General features: G+C 59.6%; 31 protein-coding genes and 2 tRNA genes. 20 read left to right on the forward strand and 13 right to left on the reverse strand.

Features of this window, described 5'->3' with window-relative positions:
* Together L6D63_RS01735 and L6D63_RS01740 are read left to right on the forward strand one after the other, a co-directional pair.
* Window positions 1–777, forward strand: coding sequence for a divergent polysaccharide deacetylase family protein (locus L6D63_RS01735; RefSeq protein ID WP_047290853.1), 777 nt, complete (start codon window positions 1–3; stop codon window positions 775–777).
* Between the two features lie 113 nt (window positions 778–890).
* Complete coding sequence (locus tag L6D63_RS01740; protein ID WP_131670904.1) at window positions 891–2,186, forward strand: Vps62-related protein; 1,296 nt, start codon at window positions 891–893, stop codon at window positions 2,184–2,186.
* Here the strand turns inward: L6D63_RS01740 and L6D63_RS01745 are convergent.
* From L6D63_RS01745 to L6D63_RS01775, 7 genes are all read right to left on the reverse strand, one after another.
* A complete protein-coding gene (locus tag L6D63_RS01745; protein WP_131670903.1) occupies window positions 2,167–2,922 on the reverse strand; it encodes a substrate-binding periplasmic protein in 756 nt (251 codons plus the stop codon). The two genes, L6D63_RS01740 and L6D63_RS01745, sit on opposite strands and share 20 nt — an antisense overlap.
* A 73-nt stretch (window positions 2,923–2,995) precedes the next feature.
* Window positions 2,996–3,766, reverse strand: coding sequence for an imidazole glycerol phosphate synthase subunit HisF (gene hisF, locus L6D63_RS01750; RefSeq protein WP_007909211.1), 771 nt, complete (start codon window positions 3,764–3,766; stop codon window positions 2,996–2,998).
* A gap of 9 nt (window positions 3,767–3,775) precedes the next feature.
* A complete protein-coding gene (hisA, locus tag L6D63_RS01755; RefSeq protein WP_095137961.1) occupies window positions 3,776–4,513 on the reverse strand; it encodes a 1-(5-phosphoribosyl)-5-[(5-phosphoribosylamino)methylideneamino]imidazole-4-carboxamide isomerase in 738 nt (245 codons plus the stop codon).
* Between the two features lie 42 nt (window positions 4,514–4,555).
* Window positions 4,556–4,816, reverse strand: coding sequence for a DUF2164 domain-containing protein (locus L6D63_RS01760; RefSeq protein ID WP_041071393.1), 261 nt, complete (start codon window positions 4,814–4,816; stop codon window positions 4,556–4,558).
* On the reverse strand, window positions 4,817–5,455 hold the full coding sequence (hisH, locus tag L6D63_RS01765) for an imidazole glycerol phosphate synthase subunit HisH (protein ID WP_047290850.1): 639 nt from the start codon (window positions 5,453–5,455) through the stop codon (window positions 4,817–4,819).
* Window positions 5,455–6,048 (reverse strand): imidazoleglycerol-phosphate dehydratase HisB, encoded by a 594-nt coding sequence (gene hisB, locus L6D63_RS01770; RefSeq protein WP_007909204.1) that lies wholly within the window; start codon window positions 6,046–6,048, stop codon window positions 5,455–5,457. Before hisB ends, hisH begins: the two co-directional genes overlap by 1 nt.
* Window positions 6,049–6,318: 270 nt before the next feature.
* Window positions 6,319–7,983, reverse strand: coding sequence for an OFA family MFS transporter (locus tag L6D63_RS01775; protein ID WP_131670902.1), 1,665 nt, complete (start codon window positions 7,981–7,983; stop codon window positions 6,319–6,321).
* A 224-nt stretch (window positions 7,984–8,207) separates the two neighbouring features.
* Between L6D63_RS01775 and L6D63_RS01780 the strand changes: the two genes are divergently transcribed.
* The 6 genes from L6D63_RS01780 to L6D63_RS01805 all read left to right on the forward strand — a co-directional run bounded on the left by L6D63_RS01780 (window position 8,208) and on the right by L6D63_RS01805 (window position 12,945).
* Window positions 8,208–8,612 (forward strand): acetyl-CoA sensor PanZ family protein, encoded by a 405-nt coding sequence (locus tag L6D63_RS01780; protein WP_047290849.1) that lies wholly within the window; start codon window positions 8,208–8,210, stop codon window positions 8,610–8,612.
* A 78-nt stretch (window positions 8,613–8,690) separates the two neighbouring features.
* Window positions 8,691–10,916, forward strand: a complete 2,226-nt coding sequence (locus tag L6D63_RS01785) for an AsmA family protein (RefSeq protein WP_121183229.1) — start codon at window positions 8,691–8,693, stop codon at window positions 10,914–10,916.
* Window positions 10,913–11,980 (forward strand): A/G-specific adenine glycosylase, encoded by a 1,068-nt coding sequence (gene mutY / locus L6D63_RS01790; RefSeq protein ID WP_131670900.1) that lies wholly within the window; start codon window positions 10,913–10,915, stop codon window positions 11,978–11,980. Before L6D63_RS01785 ends, mutY begins: the two co-directional genes overlap by 4 nt.
* Window positions 11,977–12,249 carry an oxidative damage protection protein gene (locus L6D63_RS01795; protein WP_095667785.1) on the forward strand — a complete coding sequence of 91 codons (273 nt, stop codon included), beginning with the start codon at window positions 11,977–11,979 and terminating at the stop codon, window positions 12,247–12,249. The genes mutY and L6D63_RS01795 overlap by 4 nt, the downstream gene beginning before the upstream one ends.
* Window positions 12,250–12,352: 103 nt before the next feature.
* Window positions 12,353–12,428 (forward strand) — tRNA-Phe (locus tag L6D63_RS01800).
* 166 nt (window positions 12,429–12,594) lie between these two features.
* On the forward strand, window positions 12,595–12,945 hold the full coding sequence (locus tag L6D63_RS01805) for a hypothetical protein (RefSeq protein WP_131670899.1): 351 nt from the start codon (window positions 12,595–12,597) through the stop codon (window positions 12,943–12,945).
* A gap of 50 nt (window positions 12,946–12,995) precedes the next feature.
* Here the strand turns inward: L6D63_RS01805 and L6D63_RS01810 are convergent, their stop codons facing one another.
* Window positions 12,996–13,445 (reverse strand): carboxypeptidase regulatory-like domain-containing protein, encoded by a 450-nt coding sequence (locus L6D63_RS01810; RefSeq protein ID WP_131670898.1) that lies wholly within the window; start codon window positions 13,443–13,445, stop codon window positions 12,996–12,998.
* Between the two features lie 243 nt (window positions 13,446–13,688).
* On the opposite strand from L6D63_RS01810, the gene L6D63_RS01815 reads away from it, so the two are divergent.
* Genes L6D63_RS01815 through L6D63_RS01830 form a run of 4 tightly spaced genes read left to right on the forward strand, consistent with a single transcriptional unit; the run spans window position 13,689 to window position 15,752 of the window.
* On the forward strand, window positions 13,689–14,639 hold the full coding sequence (locus L6D63_RS01815) for an alpha/beta hydrolase family protein (RefSeq protein WP_131670897.1): 951 nt from the start codon (window positions 13,689–13,691) through the stop codon (window positions 14,637–14,639).
* A gap of 28 nt (window positions 14,640–14,667) precedes the next feature.
* A complete protein-coding gene (locus tag L6D63_RS01820; RefSeq protein WP_041071360.1) occupies window positions 14,668–15,081 on the forward strand; it encodes a hypothetical protein in 414 nt (137 codons plus the stop codon).
* 6 nt (window positions 15,082–15,087) lie between these two features.
* Window positions 15,088–15,540 (forward strand): hypothetical protein, encoded by a 453-nt coding sequence (locus L6D63_RS01825; RefSeq protein WP_003220723.1) that lies wholly within the window; start codon window positions 15,088–15,090, stop codon window positions 15,538–15,540.
* Between the two features lie 44 nt (window positions 15,541–15,584).
* A complete protein-coding gene (locus L6D63_RS01830) occupies window positions 15,585–15,752 on the forward strand; it encodes an AbrB/MazE/SpoVT family DNA-binding domain-containing protein (protein ID WP_179294949.1) in 168 nt (55 codons plus the stop codon).
* A 96-nt stretch (window positions 15,753–15,848) separates the two neighbouring features.
* Here L6D63_RS01830 and gabP read toward each other — a convergent pair whose 3' ends face one another.
* Window positions 15,849–17,240 (reverse strand): GABA permease, encoded by a 1,392-nt coding sequence (gene gabP, locus L6D63_RS01835; protein WP_041071354.1) that lies wholly within the window; start codon window positions 17,238–17,240, stop codon window positions 15,849–15,851.
* Between the two features lie 552 nt (window positions 17,241–17,792).
* Here gabP and L6D63_RS01840 point away from each other — a divergent pair.
* From L6D63_RS01840 to L6D63_RS01870, 7 genes are all read left to right on the forward strand, one after another.
* Entirely contained in the window at window positions 17,793–18,566 is a 774-nt protein-coding gene (locus tag L6D63_RS01840; RefSeq protein WP_041071351.1) for an ABC transporter ATP-binding protein, read from the forward strand.
* A 13-nt stretch (window positions 18,567–18,579) separates the two neighbouring features.
* A complete protein-coding gene (locus tag L6D63_RS01845; RefSeq protein WP_041071347.1) occupies window positions 18,580–19,329 on the forward strand; it encodes an ABC transporter substrate-binding protein in 750 nt (249 codons plus the stop codon).
* A gap of 77 nt (window positions 19,330–19,406) precedes the next feature.
* Window positions 19,407–20,102: an ABC transporter permease gene (locus tag L6D63_RS01850; protein WP_007961693.1), complete on the forward strand. Its 696-nt coding sequence runs from the start codon at window positions 19,407–19,409 to the stop codon at window positions 20,100–20,102.
* Window positions 20,099–20,788 carry an ABC transporter permease gene (locus L6D63_RS01855; RefSeq protein ID WP_003220713.1) on the forward strand — a complete coding sequence of 230 codons (690 nt, stop codon included), beginning with the start codon at window positions 20,099–20,101 and terminating at the stop codon, window positions 20,786–20,788. Before L6D63_RS01850 ends, L6D63_RS01855 begins: the two co-directional genes overlap by 4 nt.
* On the forward strand, window positions 20,769–22,004 hold the full coding sequence (locus L6D63_RS01860) for a methyltransferase (RefSeq protein ID WP_131670896.1): 1,236 nt from the start codon (window positions 20,769–20,771) through the stop codon (window positions 22,002–22,004). The genes L6D63_RS01855 and L6D63_RS01860 overlap by 20 nt, the downstream gene beginning before the upstream one ends.
* A gap of 419 nt (window positions 22,005–22,423) precedes the next feature.
* Window positions 22,424–22,499, forward strand: a tRNA-Thr gene (locus L6D63_RS01865).
* Between the two features lie 269 nt (window positions 22,500–22,768).
* Complete coding sequence (locus tag L6D63_RS01870; protein ID WP_236170261.1) at window positions 22,769–23,422, forward strand: Abi family protein; 654 nt, start codon at window positions 22,769–22,771, stop codon at window positions 23,420–23,422.
* A 129-nt stretch (window positions 23,423–23,551) separates the two neighbouring features.
* On the opposite strand, the gene L6D63_RS01875 is transcribed toward L6D63_RS01870, so the two are convergent.
* Together L6D63_RS01875 and L6D63_RS01880 are read right to left on the reverse strand one after the other, a co-directional pair.
* A complete protein-coding gene (locus tag L6D63_RS01875) occupies window positions 23,552–23,836 on the reverse strand; it encodes a helix-turn-helix domain-containing protein (protein ID WP_016986316.1) in 285 nt (94 codons plus the stop codon).
* Window positions 23,826–24,143 carry a transcriptional regulator gene (locus L6D63_RS01880; protein ID WP_131670895.1) on the reverse strand — a complete coding sequence of 106 codons (318 nt, stop codon included), beginning with the start codon at window positions 24,141–24,143 and terminating at the stop codon, window positions 23,826–23,828. The genes L6D63_RS01875 and L6D63_RS01880 overlap by 11 nt, the downstream gene beginning before the upstream one ends.
* Before the next feature lie 486 nt (window positions 24,144–24,629).
* Between L6D63_RS01880 and L6D63_RS01885 the strand changes: the two genes are divergently transcribed.
* The gene (locus tag L6D63_RS01885) at window positions 24,630–24,905 is read left to right on the forward strand and encodes a DUF3077 domain-containing protein (RefSeq protein ID WP_047290839.1); all 276 of its coding nucleotides are present in this window, start codon (window positions 24,630–24,632) and stop codon (window positions 24,903–24,905) included.
* A 49-nt stretch (window positions 24,906–24,954) separates the two neighbouring features.
* Here the strand turns inward: L6D63_RS01885 and L6D63_RS01890 are convergent, their stop codons facing one another.
* The gene (locus L6D63_RS01890) at window positions 24,955–25,635 is read right to left on the reverse strand and encodes an RES family NAD+ phosphorylase (protein ID WP_131670894.1); all 681 of its coding nucleotides are present in this window, start codon (window positions 25,633–25,635) and stop codon (window positions 24,955–24,957) included.
* Window positions 25,632–26,042, reverse strand: a complete 411-nt coding sequence (locus L6D63_RS01895; RefSeq protein ID WP_007961687.1) for an MbcA/ParS/Xre antitoxin family protein — start codon at window positions 26,040–26,042, stop codon at window positions 25,632–25,634. Before L6D63_RS01895 ends, L6D63_RS01890 begins: the two co-directional genes overlap by 4 nt.
* Window positions 26,043–26,116: the final 74 nt, after the last annotated feature.

Below are 26,116 nucleotides of genomic sequence, written 5' to 3' on the forward strand. Positions count from 1 at the left end.
ATGTCGTTGCGTTTGCTCTTCGTCCTGCTGTGCTGTCTGGCGGGTGCTGCTCACGCGGAACCCGCCAGGACCACCTCGCAAAAAGCCTACCTGACGCTGATCATCGACGACCTGGGGCAGAACCTGCCCCGGGATCGCCGCGTGCTGGCCCTGCCCGGCCCGGTGACCACAGCGATCATGCCCGACACCCCGCACGCTACCGAATTCGCCCGCGAAGCCCATCGCGCCGGCAAGATCGTGATTCTGCACATGCCGATGGACCCGGCCACCGGCCCTTACGCCTGGCATCCCGAACTGCCGCTCGAGGAACTGCAAAAGCGCCTCGACGCCGCCTTCAAAATGGTCCCCTACACCGCTGGCATCAACAACCACATGGGCAGTCGCATGACCGCTCAGCCGCTGGCGATGGCGTGGCTGATGGGTGAGTTGCAGCGCCGGCACAAGTTCTTCGTCGACAGCCGCACCAGTGCGCAGACCGTGGCGGCGCAACAGGCACAGAAGATCGATCTGGCGAGTGTTTCGCGGGATGTGTTTCTTGATGACGAGCGCACCGAAGCCGCCATCTTCACCCAACTGCAGACCGCCATCAGTCTGGCGCGCAAGCAGGGTTCGGCGGTGATGATCGGTCACCCGTATCCGCAGACCCTGGCCGTACTGGAACGTGAATTGCCGAAGCTCAAGGCACAAGGCATCGAGTGGATCGACATCAAGCAGATGATCAGCGTGCGCAGCAATCGCGCCACCGCCGCCCATGGCAAGGACGGCGTCTACCGTTGAACAGCCTCGCCCGCTATACATAATTACCGCCAAACGGCCCGCTCACGGCCGGATAGTGAGCCCTGCAACCGTGACGACTCTTCCCGAGTCGTCTTTCACTATCAGGGCTGATTATGAATACCGAAGAGAAGGACGCAGGCGTCCCGCAACAGGCAAAACCGATCACGCTGGACAATCTGCTGATCAACTTCACGACTGATTTCCAGCGCATCTGGGACAGCAGCGGATCGAAAGCGGCACCCGGGAGCTTTTGGCGCCCGACCCCCTCTCCCGAGATGCTGCCGGGTTACTTTCCGTTAGGCGATGTCGTGGTGGGCAGCCACGACAACATCAACGCAAAACACATCGTGGCCGTTGTCAGCGAGCGCGAGACCGACCCGACAAAAGCCAGAGCCCTCAGCGCGCCCCTCGACTTTGAACAAGTCTGGAAAGATACCGGCTCGGGCGCCAAAACCAACTGCACGGTCTGGCGACCGCTGCCCCCGGCCGGCTACGTTGCCTTGGGCCAGGTTTGCTCCAGCGGCGACGACAAGCCACTGCTCAGTAGCGTGCGCTGCGTCCGGGCCGATCTGGTGATCGCTTCAACGGTCGGCAATATGCTCTGGAGCGACAAGGGCAGCGGTGCACGGCAAAGTTTCAGCGCCTGGAGCGTCACGCCGCCCAGCGCACCGCCAGGAGACATTCACTTCGCACCCGGCACCTTCGTTGCGGCAGACAGCTTCAACCGACCACAGGCCGAGGTCAGTGTCTTTGCCTTGCGGATGCAGATCGCGCCGCTGATCAAATCATCGCCAGTGTTGCCGGCGCTCCGCGCAGCGGACGCTCCGCAAACCAACGGAGCGGCCTCCCTCGCTCAAGTGGTGGAACTTCCGTGGTTCGTGGTCAAGGATGACCTGTCACCGCTCGAACAATTACGCACCACGCCCTTCTATCGCCTGGAAAGAACCGACCAGTATTATCTGGTCGGGAGCGGACACAATACGGGCGACAAGGCGCGGGCATTCAAGTGGACTGCGCAACGGCTGCAGAATCCGAAGGTGCTGCGCCTGTTCACCCAGGTTACCGCCATCAGTTTTGTGAGCGCCTGGGCAACAAAGGGCGACGTCCATCCGTTACTGCCATTCTCGGCGAGACTCGACCGCCAGTTCACGCACTGCGAAACCTCAACCAGCGGCTGGCTGACACCGTTCATCAGCCACGTCCTCGCCATGGCCGACAAAGGCAAATTTGTCGCGGCTTATCAGCAGGAAAGCTTCTACGAGCTACTTCGTGCAGATGGCTCGCAAGCGGGGATCAACCTTGGTTACACCCAGTTCGAGAGCCTGGAACTGCTGCAGTATCCGCCGCACGAATGCATTCATGAAGCCGCGGACAAAGCGTTGCCGACAGCTACAGATAGCGCCCCATGATTTCGTCGACCACACCGTCCTTGCGCATCTGATCCAGCGCCGCCTGCAGCCTGGCGACCGTTGCATCCGACACGTCCTTGTTCAGCGCCAGGTACAACTCGGCGCTGTTGAAGCGCAATACGGTCTTGAGACCGGTGACCCCGTCCTGCCGCGCCAGGTAACGCCCGGCAGGATCACCGGTGGCCCACAGGTCGATCTGGCCGTTGACCAGTTTTCTCGCGTTGTCCTGATCGCGCAGGACGACCACCGGCTTCAAGCCTTGCTTGGCCAGGGTCTCGGCAATTGCGTCGCCCTTGTAGGCACCGATCTTGTATTTGCGCGCATCGCTGAGGGTTTCGAGGGTGATCTTGCTGTCGGCCCGGGCCAACATGATCCAGTCGTCCGGACCGATCGGACCGACCCACTTGAACAGGTTTTCGCGATCCGGCAGGCGCGCCATCACGAAAGCACCGTAACCGGGATTTTCCAATGCCAGTTTGTAGACCCGCTCCCACGGAAAGCGCAGCGTCAGGCTGTAGGTGAGCCCGGCACGCTTGAACATTTCACGCACGATGTCGGCGGCAATGCCGTTGATGTTCTCGCCCTTGGCGAAATTCTTGCCGTCTTTCGCCATGTTGTAGGGCGGAAAGTTTTCGGTGAGGAGCACCAGATCGGTGTCGGGACTGTTTTCGGCCCGCGCCGTGTTGAGCAACAACACAGAAGCACTGGCGAGAACAAGAAGCAGGCGTTTGATCATGTCGGGCTACCGGAATCCATGGCGTGCCCAAGAGTGCCTTGGGTACGCCATGCTGTCCACTGGCCTGTACGGTTTAGCGCATCACAATGCCGCGTTTGGCCATGTACGCTTTCGCTTCCTGTACGGTGTATTCGCCGAAGTGGAAAATACTCGCCGCCAGCACCGCGCTGGCGTGGCCTTCGAGGATGCCGTCGGCCAGATGCTGCAGGTTGCCGACACCGCCGGAAGCGATCACCGGAATGCCCAGCGCATCGCTGATCGCGCGAGTCACGCCGAGGTCGAAGCCGTTTTTCATGCCGTCCTGATCCATGCTGGTCAGCAGGATCTCACCGGCACCGAGGCCTTCCATCTTCTTCGCCCACTCGACTGCATCGAGACCGGTCGGCTTGCGCCCGCCGTGGGTGAAGATTTCCCAACGCGGGGTTTCGCCCGGGCCGGAGACCTTCTTCGCGTCGATAGCGACGACGATGCATTGCGAGCCGAAATGCTGCGCCGCTTCACCGACGAATTCCGGGTTGAACACCGCCGCGGTATTGATCGAGACCTTGTCCGCACCGGCGTTGAGCAGGTTGCGGATGTCCTGCACGGTGCGCACGCCGCCGCCCACGGTCAGCGGAATGAACACCTGGCTGGCCATGCGCTCGACGGTATGCAGCGTGGTGTCGCGGCCATCGACGCTGGCGGTGATGTCGAGAAAGGTAATCTCGTCGGCACCCTGCTCGTCATAACGACGGGCGATTTCCACCGGATCGCCGGCATCGCGGATGTTCTCGAACTTCACACCTTTGACGACCCGGCCGTTGTCCACGTCCAGGCAAGGGATGATGCGTTTGGCCAGCGCCATGGTCAGTCCTCAGCCTTGGTACGAATCGCAGAAAGCTTGCGCTTCGGCGACGTCGAGGGTGCCTTCGTAGATCGCCCGGCCAGTGATTGCGCCAATGATGCCCGGCGCCTTGGCGTCGAGCAGCGACTTGATGTCACCCAGATTGTGGATACCGCCGGAAGCAATCACCGGGATCTTCGTCGCAGCAGCCAGCGCAGCGGTGAACGGTACGTTGCAGCCCTGCATCATGCCGTCTTTGGCGATGTCGGTATAAACGATCGAGGACACACCGTCGGCTTCAAACTGCTTGGCCAGATCGATGACTTGCACGGTGCTGATTTCAGCCCAGCCGTCGGTGGCGACGAACCCGTCTTTGGCATCCAGGCCGACAATGATCTTGCCCGGGAACGCGCGGCAGGCCTCAGCAACGAACGCCGGATCTTTAACGGCTTTGGTGCCGATGATCACGTAGCTCACGCCCGCCTTGACGTAGTGCTCGATGGTTTCCAGCGAGCGAATGCCGCCGCCGATCTGGATCGGCAGGTTCGGGTAGCGTTTGGCAATCGCGGTCACCACTTCGCCGTTGACCGGCTGGCCTTCGAATGCGCCGTTCAGATCGACCAGATGCAGACGGCGGCAACCGCCCTCCACCCACTTGGCAGCCATGCTCACCGGGTCATCGGAGAACACTGTGGAATCTTCCATGCGGCCCTGGCGCAGACGTACGCAGGCACCGTCTTTAAGATCGATAGCGGGAATAATCAGCATCTGGCAAACCTTCAAATTTGAATGTTCAGCTTGGCTCGAAAATCAGTTTTTCTCGAGCGCCCACAGGTCGCTTTCGATGCTTTCAAACCGCTCTTTGAGGTGGGTCTGCACATCGAAAATCGCCCTGTTGTAATAGTGCGGAGCAATTTCGCGGGTAAACAGCTCAAGAATTTCCGCCGCTTCGAACGAACCCAGGTCGAGTTCGAACCGATCCTCCATGAACCGCTGAATCTTGCGATTGGCCTCGCTCTCCTGTTCGGGAGTGAGGGTCAGGATCGGCGGCTTGGATTTCCTGGCAGCCATTTACCAGCGACCGTCCCACGCGGCGAAGTTCTGCAGCAATTGCAGGCCATGGGTATGGCTCTTCTCCGGGTGGAACTGCACAGCGAAACGCGAGCCATCGGCCAGCGCGGCAGCGAAATCGATCCCGTAATGACCGCTACCGACTACCTGCCGCGCGTTGGCGGCGGCGATGTAGTAGCTGTGCACGAAGTAGAAACGCGCCATGTCCGGAATGTCGTGCCACAGCGGGTGGCTGACCTTCTGCTGCACCTCGTTCCAGCCCATGTGCGGGACTTTCAGATGCTCGCCGTCTTCATGCAGGTCTTTGCCGAAGAACTTAACCGCGCCCGGGAACAGGCCGATGCAGTCGACGCCGTCGTTCTCTTCGCTGCTGTCGAGCAGGGCTTGCATGCCGACACAGATGCCGAGGAACGGACGATCCTGGCTGACTTCACGCACCAGCGCGTCGAAACCGAGGCGACGGATCTCCGCCATGCAGTCGCGAATCGCGCCAACGCCCGGGAATACCACGCGGTCGGCTTCACGGATCACGTCCGCATCGCTGGTGATCAGCACCTTGCCGGCGCCCACGTGCTCGAGGGCCTTGGCCACCGAGTGCAGGTTGCCCATGCCGTAGTCGATAACTGCAACCGTCTGCATTACAGAACGCCTTTGGTCGATGGCATTTGCCCGGCCATGCGCTCATCCAGCTCGACGGCCATGCGCAGCGCGCGGCCGAATGCCTTGAACACGGTTTCGATCTGGTGGTGGGTATTGGTGCCACGCAGGTTGTCGATGTGCAGGCTGACCAGCGCGTGGTTGACGAAGCCCTGGAAGAATTCCTGGAACAGGTCGACGTCGAAGCCGCCCACAGTGGCGCGGGTGTACGGCACGTGCATCTGCAGGCCCGGGCGGCCGGAGAAATCGATCACCACGCGCGACAGCGCTTCATCGAGCGGCACGTAGGCGTGACCGTAGCGACGGATGCCTTTCTTGTCGCCGATGGCTTTGGCGAAGGCCTGGCCGAGGGTGATACCGACGTCTTCCACGGTATGGTGGTCGTCGATATGCAGATCGCCCTTGCATTCAATATCCAGGTCGATCAACCCGTGACGGGCGATCTGATCCAGCATGTGCTCAAGAAAAGGAACACCGATATCGAATCGGGCCTTTCCGGTGCCATCAAGGTTGATCGAGGCTTTGATCTGGGTTTCCAGAGTGTCGCGCTCGACAGACGCCTTACGTTCGGCCATCACCAGCTCCGCAAAATCATTGGGCGAAAAAGGCAGCCATTATAGGCACGCGGGGCCGAAACAGAAACACGCGACGTGATATGCCTGACGGACAGAAGCCCCGGCTGTCGCGGGTAGACATGTCCATACAAGCCATTACAGGCACCCCGAAAACAAATGTGGGAGCGAGCCTGCTCGCGAATGCGGTGAGTCAGCCAACACTTATGGCAACTGACAGTCCGTCTTCGCGAGCAGGCTCGCTCCCACAGGGGTACTGCGTATTACCCATACTTAGTGAAACAGTACCGCCGTCTTCTGCAGGGTTACCCACACACCCCACGCCAACGGAATGCCCACCACCAGCCACGCGGCGATTGCCAGCGGCTTGCTGCCCGGCGCGGCTTTCCACTCCAGCACAGTACTTGCATCAGCACCTTTGTCGTGGCCCAGCGCCTGTTCGGCGGCCAGTTCGGCGTCGGTCATGAAGTACTTGTCGGCCACCGGACGCACCAGCAGGTTGCACAGGAAGCCCAGCACCAGCAGGCCGGCGAGGATGTACAAGGTGATGTCGTAAGCGGCCGCGCGTTCAACGCCGATGCTCAACTGATACTCACGCAGGTAGTTCACCAGCACCGGACCGAGCACGCCGGCCGCAGCCCAGGCGGTCAGCAGGCGACCATGGATCGCACCGACCATTTGTGTGCCGAACAGGTCGGCCAGATACGCCGGAACGGTCGCAAAACCACCGCCGTACATCGACAGGATGATGCAGAACGCCGCCACGAACAGCGCTACGTTGCCCAGATGGCCCATGTTCGGGATCAGCGCGTACAGGGCAAAACCGAGGGCGAAGAACACGAAGTAAGTGTTTTTGCGACCCAGGTAGTCCGAGAACGAGGCCCAGAAGAAGCGGCCACCGATGTTGAACAGGCTCAGCAGACCGGTGAAGCCGGCAGCAATCGCGGCGATCGAAGCCAGTTGCCCGGCGTCCAGTTGACCGAACGGCACGTCAACGCCCAGCAGCTTGCCGCCGAACACTTCCTGCAGCAGTGGCGAAGCCATGCCGAGGATGCCGATACCGGCCGATACGTTCAGGCACAGCACCAGCCACACCAGACGGAACTGCGGGGTTTTCCACGCCACATTCACGTGGACGTGACGGTGAGTGATCATCGAGTTCGAGGCTTTTTTCGCCGGAGCGGTCCAGCCTTCAGGCTTCCACCCGGTTGGCGGCACGCGGTAGGCCAGCGCGCCACCGATCATGAACACGAAGTAGATCGCGGCCATGGCCACGAAGCTCTGCCAGACGCCGACTCCGGCAGGCGAAGCGAAGTGGCTCATCAGCGCAGTCGCCAACGGTGCACCGACCATCGCGCCGCCGCCGAAACCCATGATCGCCATGCCGGTCGCCATGCCGCGCTTGTCCGGGAACCACTTGATCAGGGTCGACACCGGCGAGATATAGCCCAGGCCCAGACCGATACCGCCGATCACGCCGGAGCCGATCCACATCAGCCAGATCTGGTGGGTATAAATCCCCAGTGCCGAGATCAGCAGACCGCCGCACCAGCACAGCGCCGAAACCACACCGGCCTTGCGTGGCCCGGCGTGTTCCAGCCAGCCACCCCAGATCGCGGCCGAGCAGCCGAGGAAGATGAAGAACAGGGTGTAGATCCAGCCGAGCATGGAGATCGGCCAGTCGCATTGCGAAGAGAAGACCTGAGCGATGAAGCTCATGTCCGGTGCGCAAGCCACCGGAGCCGTGACGCCCAGCGCCTTGGACAGCGGCAACCAGAACACCGAGAAACCGTAGGCCATGCCGATGCACAGGTGAATGGCCAGAGCGGCCGGTGGAACCAGCCAACGGTTGAAACCGGGCTTGGCGATAATGCGTTCCTTGGACAGGAACGCAGGCTGGTCGGCGCGAAGGCCGTCCGCCGTGATGCTCGTGCTCATTGTGTATCCCCCAATTATTAGTATGGTTCGCCAGCCACTGCCCACCCTCGGCCTTTATGCACGCAGGCATGACCGTTTTTTCGGGTGAAGCTCCTTGAAGGCGCGACGTTAAGTCGCAGAAGGACGGACGAACCGGCGAAGGTTACCATTTGCACGTGACAGAAAAACCAAACTGATATCACCTTTTTCATGTCATCTGATCTCGTCCCCCACAGGAAAAAGCCATGCCGATCGTTGTCCAAGCGCTGCACGATGCCAGTTACCAGGATCAACAGGATCTGCAGAAAATCTATCGGGACGCCCCGCAATGGCTGTTCGCACCGTATTCCGGGGACGCTCAACTGATCGAAAACAGCCTGGCTGACAGCTCTTTGATTGCAGGACGTTTCAATGATCGCCTGCTGGGCGCAGCTCGCCTGACAAGGCACGACCGGGTTTGGTATTTGTCACATTTGTGTGTACGAAAAGTCACCCGGCGCCGTGGGGTGGCCGAGCGTCTGGTGAACCAAGCGCAGAAAATGGCGTCGCAAGCGGGTGCACAACTACGCCTGCGCGCACCGGCCGGGCACCTTGAAATCCAGGCGCTGGCCATCAAATTGCAAGTGCCGCTGGACGTCCTCGCGACATGACTGCGCCCCGAACCGGGCGGATCCAGCGCTATACTCCCCGGCTAAATTACGAATTCGACTAACTACAAGGACTCGCCCATGAAAGCGTTCGGCAAAATCCTGGGTCTGGTACTTCTCGGGCTGTTGCTGATCATTGTGGCGGCGGGCTTCGCCCTGACCCACCTGTTTGATCCCAACGACTACAAAGACGAGATTCGCCAGATAGCCCGCGACAAGGCCCACATCGAGCTGACGCTCAATGGCGATATCGGCTGGAGCCTGTTCCCGTGGCTTGGCCTGGAACTGCATGAAGCCAGCATCGCCACCCTGATCAATCCGACCGAGCCGTATGCCGATCTGCAAATGCTTGGCCTGTCCGTGCGCGTGCTGCCATTGCTGCGCCGCGAAGTGCAGATGAGCGACGTGCGTGTCGAAGGCCTGAACCTGCGCCTGAAACGCGACAAGTCCGGCCACGGCAACTGGGAAGACATCGGCAAGCTGCCGCCTCCTGCCGTGCCTGCCGGCAGCCCTGCGCCAGCCAGCCCGCCTGTCGCAGAGGCCTCCGCCCAGCCGGAAAAACCGCCGCAGCCGATCCGCCTCGACATCGACAGCCTGACCGTCAACAACGCCCGGGTTGAATACAACGACGAGCAGACCGGCAAACAGTACAGCGCCGAAAGCATCCAGCTGAGCACCGGTGCGGTACACGACTCGACCAACATTCCGCTGAAAGCCACGGCGTTCCTCAGCACCAATCAGCCTGTGCTGCGCGTGCGTACCGAACTCAATGGCGAGTTGCGCATCGAGCGTGCATTGCAACGTTACAAGTTCGAAGACATGAAGTTGTCCGGCGAACTGACTGGCGACCCGCTGCAGGGCAAGGCCATGACCTTCTCCGCCCAAGGGCAGATCTTGCTGGACAAGGCAGCGAACGTCGCCGAATGGACCGGGATCAAGATATCTGCCAACCAGTTGCGCGCCTTGGGTGAGCTGAAAGCCAACGACCTCGACAAGACTCCGCAGATCACTGGCGGTATCTCGATCGCCCAGTTCGATCTGGCCAAGTTCGTCGACAGCATCGGCCAGACACTGCCAGCGATGGCGCCCGGCAGCCTGAGCAAGGTCGAGCTGGTCAGCCGCGTGGCCGCGACGCCCACCAGCGTGGCCTTCGACAACATCAACCTGAAACTCGACGACAGCAGCTTCAGCGGACGCATTGCCGTTGAGGACTTCGCCAAGCAGTCGCTGCGGGCGATCCTCAAGGCTGACACGTTTGATGTCGACCGCTACCTGCCGCCGAAATCGGAAAAAGCCAAAAACGCCACGCAAGTGCGTCAGGCCGAAGTCGCCAGCACCGAAGCCGATGCCATGGCCGGCGCCGGCAGCACACCGCTGCCGGACAAGCCGAGTAAAAGCGCCTGGAGCACCGAGCGCCTGTTGCCGGTCGAGCGCCTGGCCAAACTCGACGTTGATGCCGATCTGAGCTTCGGCCAACTGACCCTCGATAAACTGCCGATCCAGAACGCCGCGCTCAAAGCCACCGGCCAGGGCGGCCTGCTGACCCTGGAAAACCTGCGCGGCGGGCTGTACAACGGCGACTTCGAAGCCAAGGGCACCCTCGATGTGCGTCCAAGCGCGCCAGTGTTGAATCTGCAAACCCGGATCAACCGCGTGCCGGTGGAGAAAATCCTCGAAAGCCAGGGCAAGAACCCGCCAGTCAAAGGTCTGGTCACACTGACCAGCAGTCTCACCGGCAGCGGCAACAGCCAGCAGGCGCTGATCGAAACCCTCAACGGCAACGCCAGTTTCGTGATCAACAACGGCGTGCTGCTCAACGCCAACCTTGAACAGCAACTGTGCAAAGGCATCGCCACGCTTAACCGCAAAACCCTCAGCGGCGAGCCACGGGGCAAGGACACACCGTTCCAGGAACTCAAGGGCAACCTGACCTTGCGCAACGGCGTGGCGAGCAACCCGGACCTCAAGGTGCGCATCCCCGGCATGACCGTCAACGGCGACGGCGACATCGACCTGCGCGTGCTGGGCATGGATTACCGCGTCGGCATCATCGTCGAAGGCGATACCAGCGCCATGCCGGATCCGGCCTGTCAGGTCGGCGAGAAATTCGTCGGCATCGAGTGGCCGCTGCGCTGCCGTGGTCCGCTGGAGCTGGGCGCCAAGGCCTGCCGTGTGGATAACGAACGCCTCGGCCAGGTCGCGACCAAAATGGCCGGAGACAAACTCAGCGAGAAGATCGATGAAAAACTCGGCGACAAGGTCAGCCCGGAATTGAAAAACGCATTGAAGGGGCTGTTCAAGCGATGAGAGCGGAGCAGTTTTCCACCGCGGTGCTGGAATGGTTCGACCGCCACGGCCGCCACGATTTGCCTTGGCAGCAGGACATCAACCCGTATCGGGTGTGGGTGTCGGAGATCATGTTGCAGCAGACCCAGGTCAGCACCGTGCTCAATTACTTCGACCGTTTCATGACCGCGCTGCCAACGGTGCAAGCGCTGGCCGAGGCGCCGGAGGACGAAGTGCTGCATCTGTGGACGGGGCTGGGTTACTACACCCGCGCGCGCAATTTGCAGAAGACCGCAAAGATCGTCGTCAGCCAGTACGGCGGCGAATTTCCGCGGGACGTCGAAAAGCTGACAGATCTGCCGGGCATCGGCCTGTCCACCGCCGGCGCCATCGCCAGCATCAGCATGGGCCTGCGCGCGCCGATCCTCGATGGCAACGTCAAACGCGTTCTGGCGCGTTTTACTGCGCAAGAGGGTTACCCGGGTGAACCGAAGGTTGCCAGACAGCTGTGGGCCAACGCAGAGCGTTTCACGCCGCATGATCGAGTCAACGCCTACACCCAGGCGATGATGGATCTCGGCGCCACGCTGTGCACGCGCAGCAAACCCAGCTGCCTGCTGTGTCCGCTGGAAAAGGGTTGCGAGGCGCATATGCTCGGGCTGGAGACGCGCTACCCGATCCCCAAACCGCGCAAAGCGATACCGCAAAAACGCACGCTGATGCCGATGCTCGCCAATGGCGACGGCGCGATCCTGCTTTATCGCCGTCCCTCCAGCGGTCTGTGGGGCGGTTTGTGGAGCCTGCCGGAACTCGACGATCTCGACGACCTGCAACATCTGGCCGATCAGCACTCGCTGACCATGGGCGAGCAGCAGGCGCTGCCAAGCCTCGTTCACACCTTCAGCCATTTCCAGCTGTCCATCGAACCCTGGCTGGTTCAGGTACAGGAGGCCACCCATCACGTGGCCGAGGCCGACTGGCTCTGGTATAACCTCGCCACCCCGCCGCGCCTGGGCCTTGCTGCCCCGGTCAAAACCTTGCTCGAGCGCGCGGCCGCCGTATTGAACGCAGGAGAGTCGTCATGACCCGCACCATCATGTGCCGCAAGTACAAAGAAGAATTGCCCGCGCTGGAACGCGCTCCTTTCCCGGGCGCCAAAGGTCAGGACATTCTTGACCACGTCTCGGCCAAGGCCTGGGCTGACTGGCAGAAACACCAGACCCTGCTGATCAACGAAAAGCGCCTGAACATGATGAATGCCGAAGACCGCAAATACCTTCAGGGCGAAATGGACAAGTACTTCTCCGGCGAGGAATACGCCAAGGCCGAAGGTTACGTTCCGCCTGCAGAGTAAACCTGCAAAATCGGGGGTCGGATCGTAAGCGACGGAATTAATTTAAGAAATTTTAAAAAAGTCGTTGACGTAAATCCGAAAAACCCTTTTAATGCGCCCCGTTGCCCAGATAGCTCAGTCGGTAGAGCAGGGGATTGAAAATCCCCGTGTCGGCGGTTCGATTCCGTCTCTGGGCACCAAATACCGAAAACCCTGAATCGCAAGATTCAGGGTTTTTTTATGCCTGCGATTTGATGCTGGCTCATTCCAGCCTTTTTCCTGGGCTGCGCAAATGCGCGACGGGTTTCGAACAAAGGCGATCCGCGCTACTTTGGCCGCACCTTATGGAAGAGGGTCATCCGCTCGATGAACCAGAAAAGAACCCGCGTGCCCCTGCCCCATCCGCCACCCTATCGCCAGAGCCGGATTGCATTCTGGCTGATGATACTGGTCGGCATACTGATCACCTTCCTCATCGCCGCGTCGACTTATCTGATCATCCACAGTTTGATGAGCGGCTCCATCACCACCTGGAACCGATCCGGCCCACGCCATACCTACACCCTGGCGCAGCAACCCCGAATGTTCTGGTTCGAGATCGTGTCGCAGTGCGTCGGCACTCTGTTCCTGATAGCCGTCGGCTGGATCGGATTGTGGATTCACCGAATGGCGCGCGAGCCCGGTGACAAGCAGAAGGCCAAGCGCAGGCGGGGGTAAAGGAAGGCGCGGGATTTTACCCGCGCCTCGACGCTCAATTACACCCAACGTTATCCAGCGTCATTCCAATGGAACACCAGATTGCGCGCAGTACCGCTGCCAACGTCTGTCACGTCACGCCGCGTTTCGCCATTGCGCGTGGCGACCACCGTGTACTTACCGGGTGGCAATTGCACGTAGAGCAGCGGACCCGTTTGGCTGAGGGTCAGTACGGTCTGCCCCGGCGACTTTTGAATCACCACATCGACATCAGCGGTGTACTGGTCTTGCGCGCCCACCGCGAACGTCATATGCAGGTTGTAACCAGTGGATTGTTGAATGGCTTTTGACTCGTCCAGGCCGATCCCGCCGGACAGGTAGTTGATGCCGTTTTGCTGTTGTTGCTGGACTTGCACACCGGCACTGTCGATCGGGTCGAGATTGGCCGCCTGCAACATCGCCGGAAAAGCCAATGCCGCCACCGCCGCGATGGGCAGCAGGAATGAAAGAACGCGTTTCATGATGACGACTCCCGGGCTCTTGTAGAGCCCAACCGTTACTCCTTATTTGATCCGGCCAGGGAAGTACGTGTTTTAGAATGATTGGCACTTGGCCAGGGTGCGAAAGGGACTAATTCGAGACGCACTGCGGCTCGAATTTACAGAGTCGCCAACCTTCAATCCGGAACGCACTGCGTTCCGAGTGATTGCGCAGCCCGGCGTTGAGGCTCATTCTCGATCCGTCTTCGCCAAGGCCAAGTCCATATGAATTCACGCAGTCCCGCGTTTACGCCCGACACAGCAACCGTGAGCGAACCTTTCAAAGAAGCTGCCGCCGATGGCTTTATGCTCGGCGGCTTCACCTGGCGTCACGCCCTGCCCGATGCGCAACGCCCGGTAGTCATCATCAACGCCGCCACCTCGGTACGCTGCCGACATTACTCGCGCTTCGCCGATTACCTGTTCGCCAACGGCTTCGACGTGATCACCTACGACTACCGAGGCATCGGCGAATCGCGTCCGGCAACCCTGAGAGGCCTTGAGGCTTCATGGACCGACTGGGGCGCGCTGGATTTCGAGGCGATGCTCAAGCGCGCGCAACGAGAGCTCCCCGGCCAGCCAATCGATGTGGTTGGCCACAGTTTCGGCGGTTGCGCGGCGGGACTGGGCGAGTCCGGGCAGGTCATTCGTCGGCTGGTGATGGTCGGTGCACAGTTCGCTTACTGGCGTGACTATGCGCCGGAACAGCGCTGGCGCATGTTCGGCAAATGGCATGTGCTGATGCCGCTTCTGACGCGCCTCTGTGGCTATTTCCCGGGCAAACGCCTTGGCTGGCTGGAGGACACGCCAGCAGGCGTCGTACGCGACTGGAGCACGCCTGCCGCGCGCTACGAGCAGCGTCCGAGCGGCCGCCGACTGCTGAAGACAAGCGGCCGCCTGCCATTCGCCAACGTCCGCGCAAAGACCTTGGCGATCAGCATCAGCGACGACCCGTACGGTACGATCCCTGCCATCGAACGCCTGCTCGACTACTTCAGCCATGCGCACAAAACCCACTTGCGCATCGAGCCGCAGGACATCGGCGAACAACAAGTCGGACATTTCGCCTTTTTTCGTAGCGCATACCAAGCCACACTATGGCCCATCGCTCTGACCTGGCTGCAAACCGGCGAACTGCCACCCGCTGCACCCGGGCGGCCAGTGCCACGCAGCTGAGCCCTCTCAACGCACGATGGAACACACCATGGCCTCCGCCAACAAGCAGCAAAAACGCGCCGCCCGGGCCAAGACCAAGGCCAAGCAGAACCGCACCAAACGCGCCGAGGCGCCGCTCGAACTGGACCCGAACGATGACCGTATCGACTTCGAGTCGGTGGACCTGACCGAGCTGTTCAAGAAAATGATCGACGCCGAGAAGATCAGCCAGCAAGCCATGTGCAGCGCATTCCTCGAAGACCCGCTGCTGGAACTGGTCTACGAGCAGGAAGGCGAAGAAGGCGCAATGGATTTCATCCTCGCCGCGCTGATCGAGTATCGCCAGTGGTCGCAAGAAACCGACGAAGCCGGTGCCCTGGCGTGGATCGAATCCCCGGCCTTCCAGGCCGACTATGTGGCGGCCTCCGACGCGATCGCCGCACACACCCAACAGAAGAACTGAGTTCCCATGGCATCCCTGAACAAGCAACAGAAACGCGCCAAACGTGCCAAGGCCAAAGCCAAGCACATCCGCATGGTCGGCCGTAAACCGCTGGACCAGGACGACAACCTCGGGCATCTGGACGAGCCGATCCCGGAATACACCCTGGCGATGTTCAGCAAAATGCGCGACGCCGAAGCCGTCAGTCGCAACGAAATGCTGCTGACCCTGCTGCGCGAACTGGCGTTCATCATCGTTGACCATCCGGAGCTGCTGGACATGGAAAACGCCGAGAACGAAGGCATGGCCGCCACTCACCTGGCCGCCGACATGCTGATCGACTACCGCATGTGGGCCGACGGCATGGACATCGAAACCGCCCAGGCCTGGCTGACCGAGCCACAATTCATCACCGATTTCGGGATTGCGCTGGATACTTACGGCAAGTCGCTGGAGGACAGCGCCCCCAAAGCCGAGTAACTTTTTGCACCTGACATTCACGCACGATCAAAAAAGGAGGTCAGGTGAAGAAGACAGCTTCATGCAAGGATGGACAATTGCCGAAATCAGAAGACTCAGCTGCGACCCTCCAAAGCAAAACCGTTAAAACTCCCAAGGAAACAACTTGGGATGAATGGTTCGACGAAGAGAAAGGCAGCTCAGACTTTATGCTCTTGCGAGAACAAAGCTGATTACGGATATGTGGCGATGTTTCGCCACCGGCAGCACAAACAAAAACGGCCGCTCGTCATCACTGACAGCGGCCGTTTTGCATTACGCGTTGCGGATCAGTTCAACACCACCGCACCACGGTTTTCCAGCTTGCGGCGGCGTGCCACCAGCAGGCCGGCGGCAACGACCATGAGGCTCAGCAGGCCGGTTGCGAGGATTTCCACGCGGTGGGCTTCCTGGAACAGCATGATGGTCAGGGCCGCGACGATGAAGATGATCACCGCGTAGGTCAGGCCCGGGAACAGCCACATGCTGAAGACGATTTTCTCGCCGCGGGCCATGCGTTGTTTCCGCATGCGCAGTTGCGAAAACGCGATCACCAGGTACACCAGCAATGCGATGGCGCCGGAGCTGGCCAGCAGGAATTCGAACACGGCAGCCGGGGCCACATAGTTGGCGAAGGTGCAGAGGAACGCCGCGCCGGTCGACAGCATGACAGCCCAGTAAGGCGTACCGCTTTTGTTGACCCGAGTCGACATCGCCGGTGCGTCACCGCGCTTGCCGAGGGAGAACAGCATGCGCGACGAGGTGTACAGCGCCGAGTTCAGGCAGCTGGTGACCGCAACCAGAACCACGATGTCGACAATCATTTTCGCGTTCGGAATGCCCATGCGCTCAAGCACGGTCTGGTAGGAACCGAGGTTGGCCAGCGTAGGATCGTTCCACGGCACCAGGGCCACAACGATGAAGATCGAGACGAGGTAGAACAGGCCGATCCGCCAGATCACCGAGTTGGTGGCCTTGGAAATCTGCTTGCCCGGGTTCTTCGATTCCGCGGCCGCGATGGTCACGATTTCGGTACCCATGAACGAGAACATGGTAGTCAGGATCGCGCCCAGCACCGCGCCCATGCCGTTTGGCAGGAAGCCGCCGGAGTCGAACAAGTGCGAAACGCCGCTGACCTGACTGTTCGGCAGGAAGCCGAAGATCGCCGCGAGGCCGAGGATGATGAAGCCGATGATCGCCAGGACTTTGATCAGGGCAAACCAGAATTCGAACTCACCGTAGTTTTTCACGCTGAACAGGTTGGTCACCGTGAGCAACATGGTGATGACCAAGGCAAAGGCCCAGATCTCCACGCTCGGAAACCAGGCATGCAGGATGGTCGCGGCAGCGTTGGCTTCCAATGGAATCACCAATACCCAGAACCACCAGTACAACCAGCCGATGGTGAAGCCGGCCCAGTGCCCGATGGCACGGTCGGCGTACGTGGAGAACGAGCCGGTGTCGGGCGAAGCGACAGCCATTTCACCGAGCATGCGCATCACCAGCACCACCAGGGTACCGGCGGCGGCGTAGGCCAGCAGCACGGCAGGGCCGGCGGCAGCGATGGCGTGGCCGGAGCCAACGAACAGACCGGCGCCGATCACACCGGCGATCGACAACATGGTCACATGACGCGGTTTGAGCCCCTGTTCGAGGCCATTGGAGCTTGGGGTACTGCTCATCGGAACTACCTTTGCGAGGAAAGCGATTGCGTCCGACCTGCCTGGTTTTCCTTCTCGTAAAAAGAAACCAACAGGGCGTTCCAGATTCTGCACGCAATAAATGCGCCAAAATGTTTCAAACTCTGCTGGCCCGCGGCTTTGAACGCGACCGGACAGTCATCGCAAGTCCTTAAAATTAATGGCAATTCGCCAGAGCGTTACTGTGCGACTCACTTTTCAAGCGAACAGACGCACCAGAAACACACTGAAAAAGTGTGGGATGCACAATAAAAGGGCGAATCAGGAACGTTCGGCCGGATAGCGCTTCCAACACCCCGCCAAAGCTGGCAACATCGCGCCTTTTTTTACGCAACACCCACGGGTTTGCACGTTCAAACACCCGTTCGGTTGTTGATGGGGCGACAGTCTGCTGTGCCGATGCGACAACCCGCCACACGCCATCCGCTTACCGCCCGTAGCGCTGTTGGCTGCCATTGAAACGCTATGCTAGCTTGGCCGCCTCGCCAGGAAGGCCCGCCAACAGCAGGAGCGCAACATATATGAGGAACGCACATGGCTGAGGCCACGCCCGCGCTTGAAATCCGCAACTTGCACAAACGCTACGGACAGCTTGAGGTGCTCAAAGGCATCTCGCTGACCGCTCGCGACGGCGATGTGATCTCGATCCTCGGTTCCTCCGGTTCCGGCAAGTCCACGTTCCTGCGTTGCATCAACCTGTTGGAAAACCCGCACCAGGGTCAGATTCTGGTGGCCGGGGAAGAACTCAAGCTCAAGCCCGCCAAGAACGGCGAACTGGTTGCCGCGGATGGCAAGCAGATCAACCGCCTGCGTTCCGAGATTGGTTTTGTATTTCAAAATTTTAATCTGTGGCCGCACATGAGCGTGCTCGACAACATCATCGAAGCCCCGCGCCGCGTGCTCGGCCAGAGCAAGGCCGAGGCGATCGAGGTCGCCGAAGCGCTGCTGGCCAAGGTCGGCATCGCCGACAAGCGCCACGCCTATCCGTCGCAATTGTCCGGTGGTCAGCAACAACGCGCCGCGATTGCCCGCACGCTGGCGATGCAGCCGAAGGTGATTCTGTTTGACGAGCCCACCTCTGCCCTTGACCCGGAAATGGTTCAGGAAGTACTTAGTGTCATCCGCGCACTGGCCGAAGAAGGCCGCACCATGCTGTTGGTGACCCACGAAATGGGCTTTGCCCGTCAGGTTTCCAGCGAAGTGGTGTTCCTCCACCAGGGGCTGGTGGAAGAGCAAGGATCGCCTCAGCAGGTGTTCGAAAACCCGCTTTCGGCGCGCTGCAAACAATTCATGTCCAGCAACCGCTAACGGAGCAACATGCATGCAGAATTTTAAAAAGGTCTTCCTGGCCGCCGCCGTCACCCTCGCATTCAGCGCCGGGGCCATGGCCGAGACCCTGAAGATGGGCATCGAAGCGGCTTACCCGCCGTTCAACAACAAAGACGCCAGCGGCAACGTGGTCGGCTTCGACAAAGACATCGGCGACGCCCTGTGCGCCAAGATGAAAGTCGAGTGTTCGGTGGTCACCTCCGACTGGGACGGCATCATCCCTGCGCTGAACGCCAAGAAGTTCGACTTCCTGGTGTCCTCTCTGTCGATCACCGAAGAGCGCAAGGGCGCGGTGGACTTCACCGACCCGTACTACTCGAACAAGCTGCAGTTCATCGCGCCGAAAGATAAAGAGTTCAAAACCGATAAGGATTCGCTCAAGGGCAAGATCATCGGTACCCAGCGCGCCACCCTCGCGGGCACCTGGCTTGAGGACACTTACGGCAGCGATATCGAAGTCAAACTCTACGACACCCAGGAAAACGCCTACCTGGACCTGACCTCCGGTCGTGTCGACGCCATCCTCGCCGACAAGTACGCCAACTACGACTGGCTGAAAACCGATGCAGGCAAGGCCTACGAGTTCAAAGGCGACCCGGTTGTGGAAAGCGACAAAATCGGCATCGCCGTGCGCAAAGGTGACCCGCTGCGCGAGAAGCTGAACGCCGCACTGAAGGAAATCGTCGCTGACGGTACCTACAAGAAGATCAACGACAAGTACTTCCCGTTCAGCATCTATTGATCTGACCTGCGGGACCGGCGCCATCCACCGACGGCGCCGGCTCCCGGCCTTGCCTGCCGCGATTTGAAAAGAAATCCATGATTATCGACCTCTACGGATTCGGCCCGGCCCTCGCTGCCGGTGCGCTGATGACCGTCAAACTGGCGCTGACGGCCCTGTGCCTGGGACTGGTGCTCGGTCTGCTCGGCGCCTTGGCCAAGACTTCCCCGTACAAGCCGCTGCAGTGGCTTGGCGGCACTTATTCGACCCTGGTGCGTGGCGTCCCGGAATTGCTCTGGGTGCTGTTGATCTATTTCGGTACGGTCAACTTGATGCGCAGCCTCGGTGAGTTTTTCGGCAACCCCGACCTGCAACTCAGCGCCTTCGCCGCCGGTGTAATCGCGTTGGGCCTGTGCTTCGGCGCCTACGCCACGGAAGTGTTTCGCGGCGCAATCCTTGCCATTCCCAAGGGCCATCGCGAAGCCGGCGTGGCGCTGGGCCTGTCGAAATGGCGGATCTTCACCAAGTTGATCATGCCGCAGATGTGGCGCATCGCCCTGCCCGGCCTGGGCAACCTGTTCATGATCCTGATGAAAGACACCGCGCTGGTCTCGGTAATCGGCCTGGAAGAAATCATGCGTCACGCGCAGATCGGCGTGACCGTGTCGAAACAACCGTTCACCTTCTATCTGGTGGCCGCAGTCATGTACCTCGGCCTGACGGTGCTGGCGATGACCGGCATGCACTTCCTGGAAAAACGCGCCGCTCGCGGCTTTGCGAGGAGCGCTTCATGAACTGGGAAGTGATCATCAAGTGGCTGCCGAAACTGGCGCAGGGCGCGACTTTGACCCTCGAACTGGTGGCGATTGCCGTGATTGCCGGCCTGCTGCTGGCGATTCCGCTGGGCATCGCCCGCTCGTCGAAGCTGTGGTACGTGCGCGCCTTGCCCTACGCCTACATCTTCTTTTTCCGTGGCACGCCACTGTTGGTGCAACTGTTCCTCGTCTATTACGGCCTGGCGCAGTTCGATGCGGTGCGCAGCAGCGCGCTGTGGCCGTACCTGCGCGATCCGTTCTGGTGTACCACCGCGACCATGACTCTGCACACGGCGGCGTACATCGCCGAGATCCTGCGCGGCGCGATCCAGGCGATTCCGCCGGGCGAAATCGAAGCGGCGCGAGCACTGGGCATGTCCAAGCCCAAAGCGATGTTCTACATCATGCTGCCGCGTGCGGCGCGCATCGGCCTGCCGGCCTACAGCAATGAAGTGATCCTGATGCTCAAGGCCAGCGCACTGGCGAGCACCGTGACCCTGCTGGAACTGACCGGCATGGCCCGCACGATCATCGCGCGCACCTACCTGCCGGTGGAAATCTTCTTCGCCGCCGGCGTGTTCTATCTGCTGATGTCCTACGTGCTGGTGCGCGGCTTCAAGCTGCTGGAGCGCTGGCTGCGCGTCGATGCCTGCCAAGGGCGTTGAAACTTCCCACGTGCTGACGGGCGAGGCCCTACTCGCCCGCTTCACCGCGCTGGATGATTTTCTTACGGCGCATCAGGCGCTGTGGAAACCTCGTCCGTTCACTCATCTTTCGCTTCCATGGGAAACCGCCTACCCCGAATTGGCTTCGTGGCTACGCGGACGATCGCTGGAAGATGCAGAGCGTGCACATAATCATCCCGCCGATCTCGCCGATGCCCCGGAGCCGTTCGCCTCATTGGCGGCGTTGTCGGCTGAGCTGAGCGCAGTGGGTGAGTTGCCGGGACATGCGCTGGAAACTGCAGGCCATCGATTGAATGTCGACGTACCGGGACGCAAGTGGCAGCAGATCGAAGCGTTCGGCAGCCGTTTGTCTTTCGCCTCGCCGCCAACGCATTGGCTGGACTGGTGTTCCGGCAAAGGGCATTTGGGCCGGCGCCTGTTGAGCGCCGGGCAACAGCTGACCTGTGTTGAATACGATCCGGCGCTGGTCGCCAGCGGTCAGGCTCTGAGTCAGCGTCATCATTTGCATGCCCTGCATGTCGAGCAGGATGTGCTCGCAACAGATGCGGCAACCGTGCTGAGCGCTCACCACACCCCGGTCGCCCTGCACGCCTGCGGTGATTTGCATGTGCGCCTGATGCAACTGGCAAGCGCGGCCGGATGTCAGCAGATGGCCATCGCCCCGTGCTGTTACAACCGGATTAATCGCAGCGAGTATCGGGCATTGTCCTCAGCGGGTTTGCGATCCGCCCTACAGCTCTCGCTCGAAGATCTGGCGCTGCCCATGAGCGAAACCGTCACCGCCGGTGCAAGAGTCCGACGTCAGCGCGACACCTCCATGGCGCGACGTTTGGCCTTTGATCTGCTGCAACGACAAGTGCGCGGAGTAGACGAATACCTGCCCACCCCGTCCCTGCCCAATGCCTGGGTGGACAAACCTTTCGCCGATTACTGCCGCGACCTGGCAGTGCTGAAAGAGTTATCCACAATCGGTACGCCGGATTGGCAGGCACTGGAAGCTGCCGGTTGGCAGCGATTGGCCGAAGTTCGCAACCTGGAATTACTGCGCGGATTGTTCCGACGGCCGCTGGAGCTTTGGCTGAATCTTGATCGAGCCATTTTCCTCAACGAACGGGGATACTTCGTACGGCTCGGCACCTTCTGCGACAGCTCGCTGACGCCGCGTAATTTTCTGCTGCTGGCCGAACGCGCCTGAAACTTTTACAGCCTGTGGATAACTCTGTTGATGGTTTTCCCGTGGATCCAATATCCACGGCCATTGCATGACCAAAACAGCATTGGTCATTTTTTGTTCATATTGATAAAAAACCTGTAAAACAGGGCTTTGCGCACAAAATGAGAACGTGTCCACAAAATCCACTGCAACGCCAAGGTCGCGCCGATCCGTTGTGCATAAGCTTCCAATCAAAAGGACATAAACGGGGAAATGGGTGCTTGAACTGTGCGGAAATTCTGCCCTCACGCTCAGTCTGGCTTGATCTCGTGGAACTCCAGTCTTGCGGCTAAAAACCCGGAGACACCGCTCACGCCAAGCCTGATCCAGCACCTGCGTAAAAATAGTCTGAATTCAGGGGTTTACAGAACCCACCCAATCGCTATAATCGTCGCCCACACGCCGGTATAGCTCAGTTGGTAGAGCAACTGACTTGTAATCAGTAGGTCCCGGGTTCGACTCCTGGTGCCGGCACCATACAAAACAAAGCCCCTGCAGAAATGCAGGGGCTTTGTTGTTTCTGGCGTTTGGACTCCGCAGAGGTTTCCACATTGCTGCGACCAGACCTGCGGCCCCTTATCTCAAACTCCGTCCCCTGTGCTTCAAGCCGTTACAATTTCACATCAGCCCAACATTGACGGGCTCTCGCACCCACCTAGAATGCACCCCAACACACCCGCCAAGCCTAGGTTGACCCAGTCAGCAAGCTCAAATCGTGCGGTTTTTTTTTGCCCGGAGAAAACTACATGAGGCCCTTCGACAAGCCGGCCCTCAGCGTAGAACAGCAATTGGAACTGCTAAAGCAACGAGGCCTACAAGTCGCAAACGACGACCGCGCCATGTGTTTCCTTGAAGTGGTCACGCTGTTTCGCCTGAGCCCCTACATGCGCCCTTTTCAGGAAACGAACCCTGAACACACCTTCAAGCCTGGTAGCACTCTAAAAGCAGTCGTCGACATCTATCGTTTCGACGGTTCGTTGCGCCGCATTACCATGGATGCTATCGAACGTGTGGAAGTCGCCATACGAGCGACTATCAGCAACCACATGTGCCCTAAGTACGGGCCTGAATGGATAGCTGAGGCGTCAATCTTCTCCTCGTCATACTCACATTCTGATTTATTGCGGCCCCTGCGAGATCAACTGAGCAAGGAGCGCAACAAACTTGGACGTGAGATTGACCGTATAAAAAAGAGCAGCCGAGCAGATCAGATCCAGCAGCGGCGAATTGAAAATCGCATGCGCGATAACTATTTTCGATTCTACAGATCAACCTATTCCCATCCCGAGTTGCCACCCGCCTGGGCTGTTCTGGAAGAACTGAGCCTTGGAACGGTGTCCAACCTGTTGGCAGAATTGGGGGACGGCAAAATTGGGGGGCAGGCCACGTTTATCAATTAATAGAGAGTCGCAGCCTTAATTCTTTTTTACGATTTTAGTGCCGACGCCATACAAAACGAAGCCTCTGCAGAAATGCAAGGGCTTCGTTGTTTTCTGTAGCAGAAGTCAGCCAAAAGGCTTTAAGTGGTATCAAGCAGGGTGCAGATCCCGCAACGCTTCCGGATGCTGACTTGCAACCCGCAAGAGAGTTTGCGCCGCACCCGTCGGCTGACGGCGACCCTGCTCCCAATCCTGCAATGTGCGCAGACTCACACCGATAAGTTTGGCAAACGCACTTTGTGAAACGCCCACTTTGGCACGTGCTTCCGCTGCCGCAGAGAGCGGCACCTGCGTTACGCGCGCGGCCTTTCCGGCCTTCATCTGACGTACAGATTCCAGCAAGTCCTGCTGGAATTGCTCCAGTTCATCGACCATCGCTGATTTCCTCATTCAGTTGCTTAAGGAAGGCTACGGGCAAGTTGTCGAGCTTTGCCTTGGTGTAGGCAATGAGCAACCAAATCGAGCCTTCAGAAAGCGTGTTGTAATAAATGACGCGTGTACCGCCTCGCTTGCCCATGCCGCTACGAGTCCACCGCACCTTACGCAAACCTCCACTGCCAGGCACGACATCACCAGCCAGAGGATTTGCAGCAAGCCAATTGATGAATTCATGGCGTTCACCATCACCCCATATGGCCTCTGCATAGCGCTTGAACATTTCCGTTTCGATGATTGTATACATGAACCGAACTATACGGCTACGCCGTATAAACAAACCATAAACGCTTATGGGGACAGATCGACGAAATGCATGGCGCGAAGACTTGTGAAATCTGTTGTAACGAGAAGCCACTGCTAGCCACCGTTGCTCATTCGCCCCTCGCAAAGCTACCGTTCAGCTCGTCGCTGCCAATTCAGCGACCGGGCCTGATAACCCGGGTAAGATACAGGCGCACCAGCGCCCCAATTCACGTTTGCCGGCGCTTTTTTGTGTCTGCATTACCGTGCAATGGCGGCTGTGCGTGGGAGACCTTCGGGTCTGCCGGGTTCCTGTATCTCCGGTTTATCAGCCCGCGCATAGCTGCCACCCATTCGCCTGATAACGAATTGGCAGCTCTCATTTGATACAGGGAGTTCACAAATGAATGCCAATGATCCATCCGTAATCCGCCTAGCAATGGCACCGGTCACCTCACTCCACTTCCTTAACCACGGCAGGTGAAGCGAAATGACCCACTACCTCGATTTGAAAACCCCAGGCCTCACGCACTTTTCCTTCCAGGCCAATCAAGCGCTGTTCCGCACCAATCGTGGTGTGCCAGTAATCGCCGCCCTCTCGCACGCCTCACACTTGCTTCACATCTCCAAGCTACTGACTGCAGATTCCACAGTCTCTCGCGATCCTGACCTTCACGCTTACGCCTCCCAGTATCTGCAGGAGTTAAGCAAGGCGTTGATCGATGATGTCGTGAAAGTGATGGATGCGCCGCCGGACAAGCCGTAGATGTAATCACCCACATGAAGCCCTCGTTGATGCGAGGGCTTTTTGCGATTCAAACCTGACTGATCTCAAACACAAACGAAATCCTGCGTTGACTCGCACTCCACACATAACGCAAATGCTTACCCTGCTTCGGAATCGACACGGCCGGCGGGCGGAACGCAGCGACACATTCGTGGCCCGGCAAACGCACGCTGTTGTAGAGCATTCCCCACGATTCAGACTCGCGCAGTTGTCGGGCAAACGCCTGTGACGGGCCATAGGCTTCCGGATCGGGTTGATGCAAATGTGCAAAACCATCACGGACATCATGCAGCGGCTTAACCACCCGATTGACGTAAGTCCGCATGGTCAACTCAAGATCCGCCTCGCTGGTGGCCGCGAGGAAACGCTCCTGGTGATAGCAGGTTTCGGCGATGGCCGCGGCCTGGCTGCTGGCGGCGTAGTAGACGCCGAAGGTGCCATCGGTGAAGCGGCTGCTTTTGCCGATGTGGGTGAACGCCGCCATCACCGGGGTTGAGCCGGGGCCGGAGAGCCGGTCTTCGGGGCGCACGCGGGCGAGGATGCCGGCCTGTTCGATCAGGCGATCATTGGTCAGCGCTTCCAGCGCGTAGGCGATTTCCAGGTCTTCGGGGTCGAGCACGTCTTCGAACAGCGCAATCGGCGGGAAGCTGCTGTTGACGATCCGGTAGGCCTTCGGCCATTGCGGCTCAGCCAGCGGCGGGGCCTTCAACCGCGCACCCCGTCGAGGTAACGGCGCACGTCGGCGATGTCGACCACCCTCCCCGCCAGCATGTAATCCAGCGCCGTTCGACCATTGAATGGCGCAGCGGTGTTGGGGCTGCTGACCCAGGTGTAAGCGCGCTCACGGCTGTTGCTGAAGATGATGCTTAACGCCTTGTGAATGCCCATCAGGTACGAGATACGCTCCAGCGTGTCGTGCGGCAGGCGAATGTTCGGCGGCAGGTGTTTGTACTTATAGAACGTGGTGTTGCCGACGCCGCCCAGCAGCGTGCGCTGCTGCTCGGCGTTGCAACCCCAGCGCTCCATGAGATTGAAGAAAAACTTCAGCGCGACGCGCCCGGCTTCGGGGACGTCGAGTTGTTCACGCGGGGTGAGGGCTGGGGATGAGGTAGGCATAGACGCCTCCTGATTTTTTGTCTTAGCTGAAGACTAGTACGTAACTGTAATTTTTTTTAGTTTTGATACACAAA

The organism is Pseudomonas parakoreensis (assembly GCF_021602155.1).
In the GTDB taxonomy this organism is placed as follows: domain Bacteria; phylum Pseudomonadota; class Gammaproteobacteria; order Pseudomonadales; family Pseudomonadaceae; genus Aquipseudomonas; species Aquipseudomonas parakoreensis.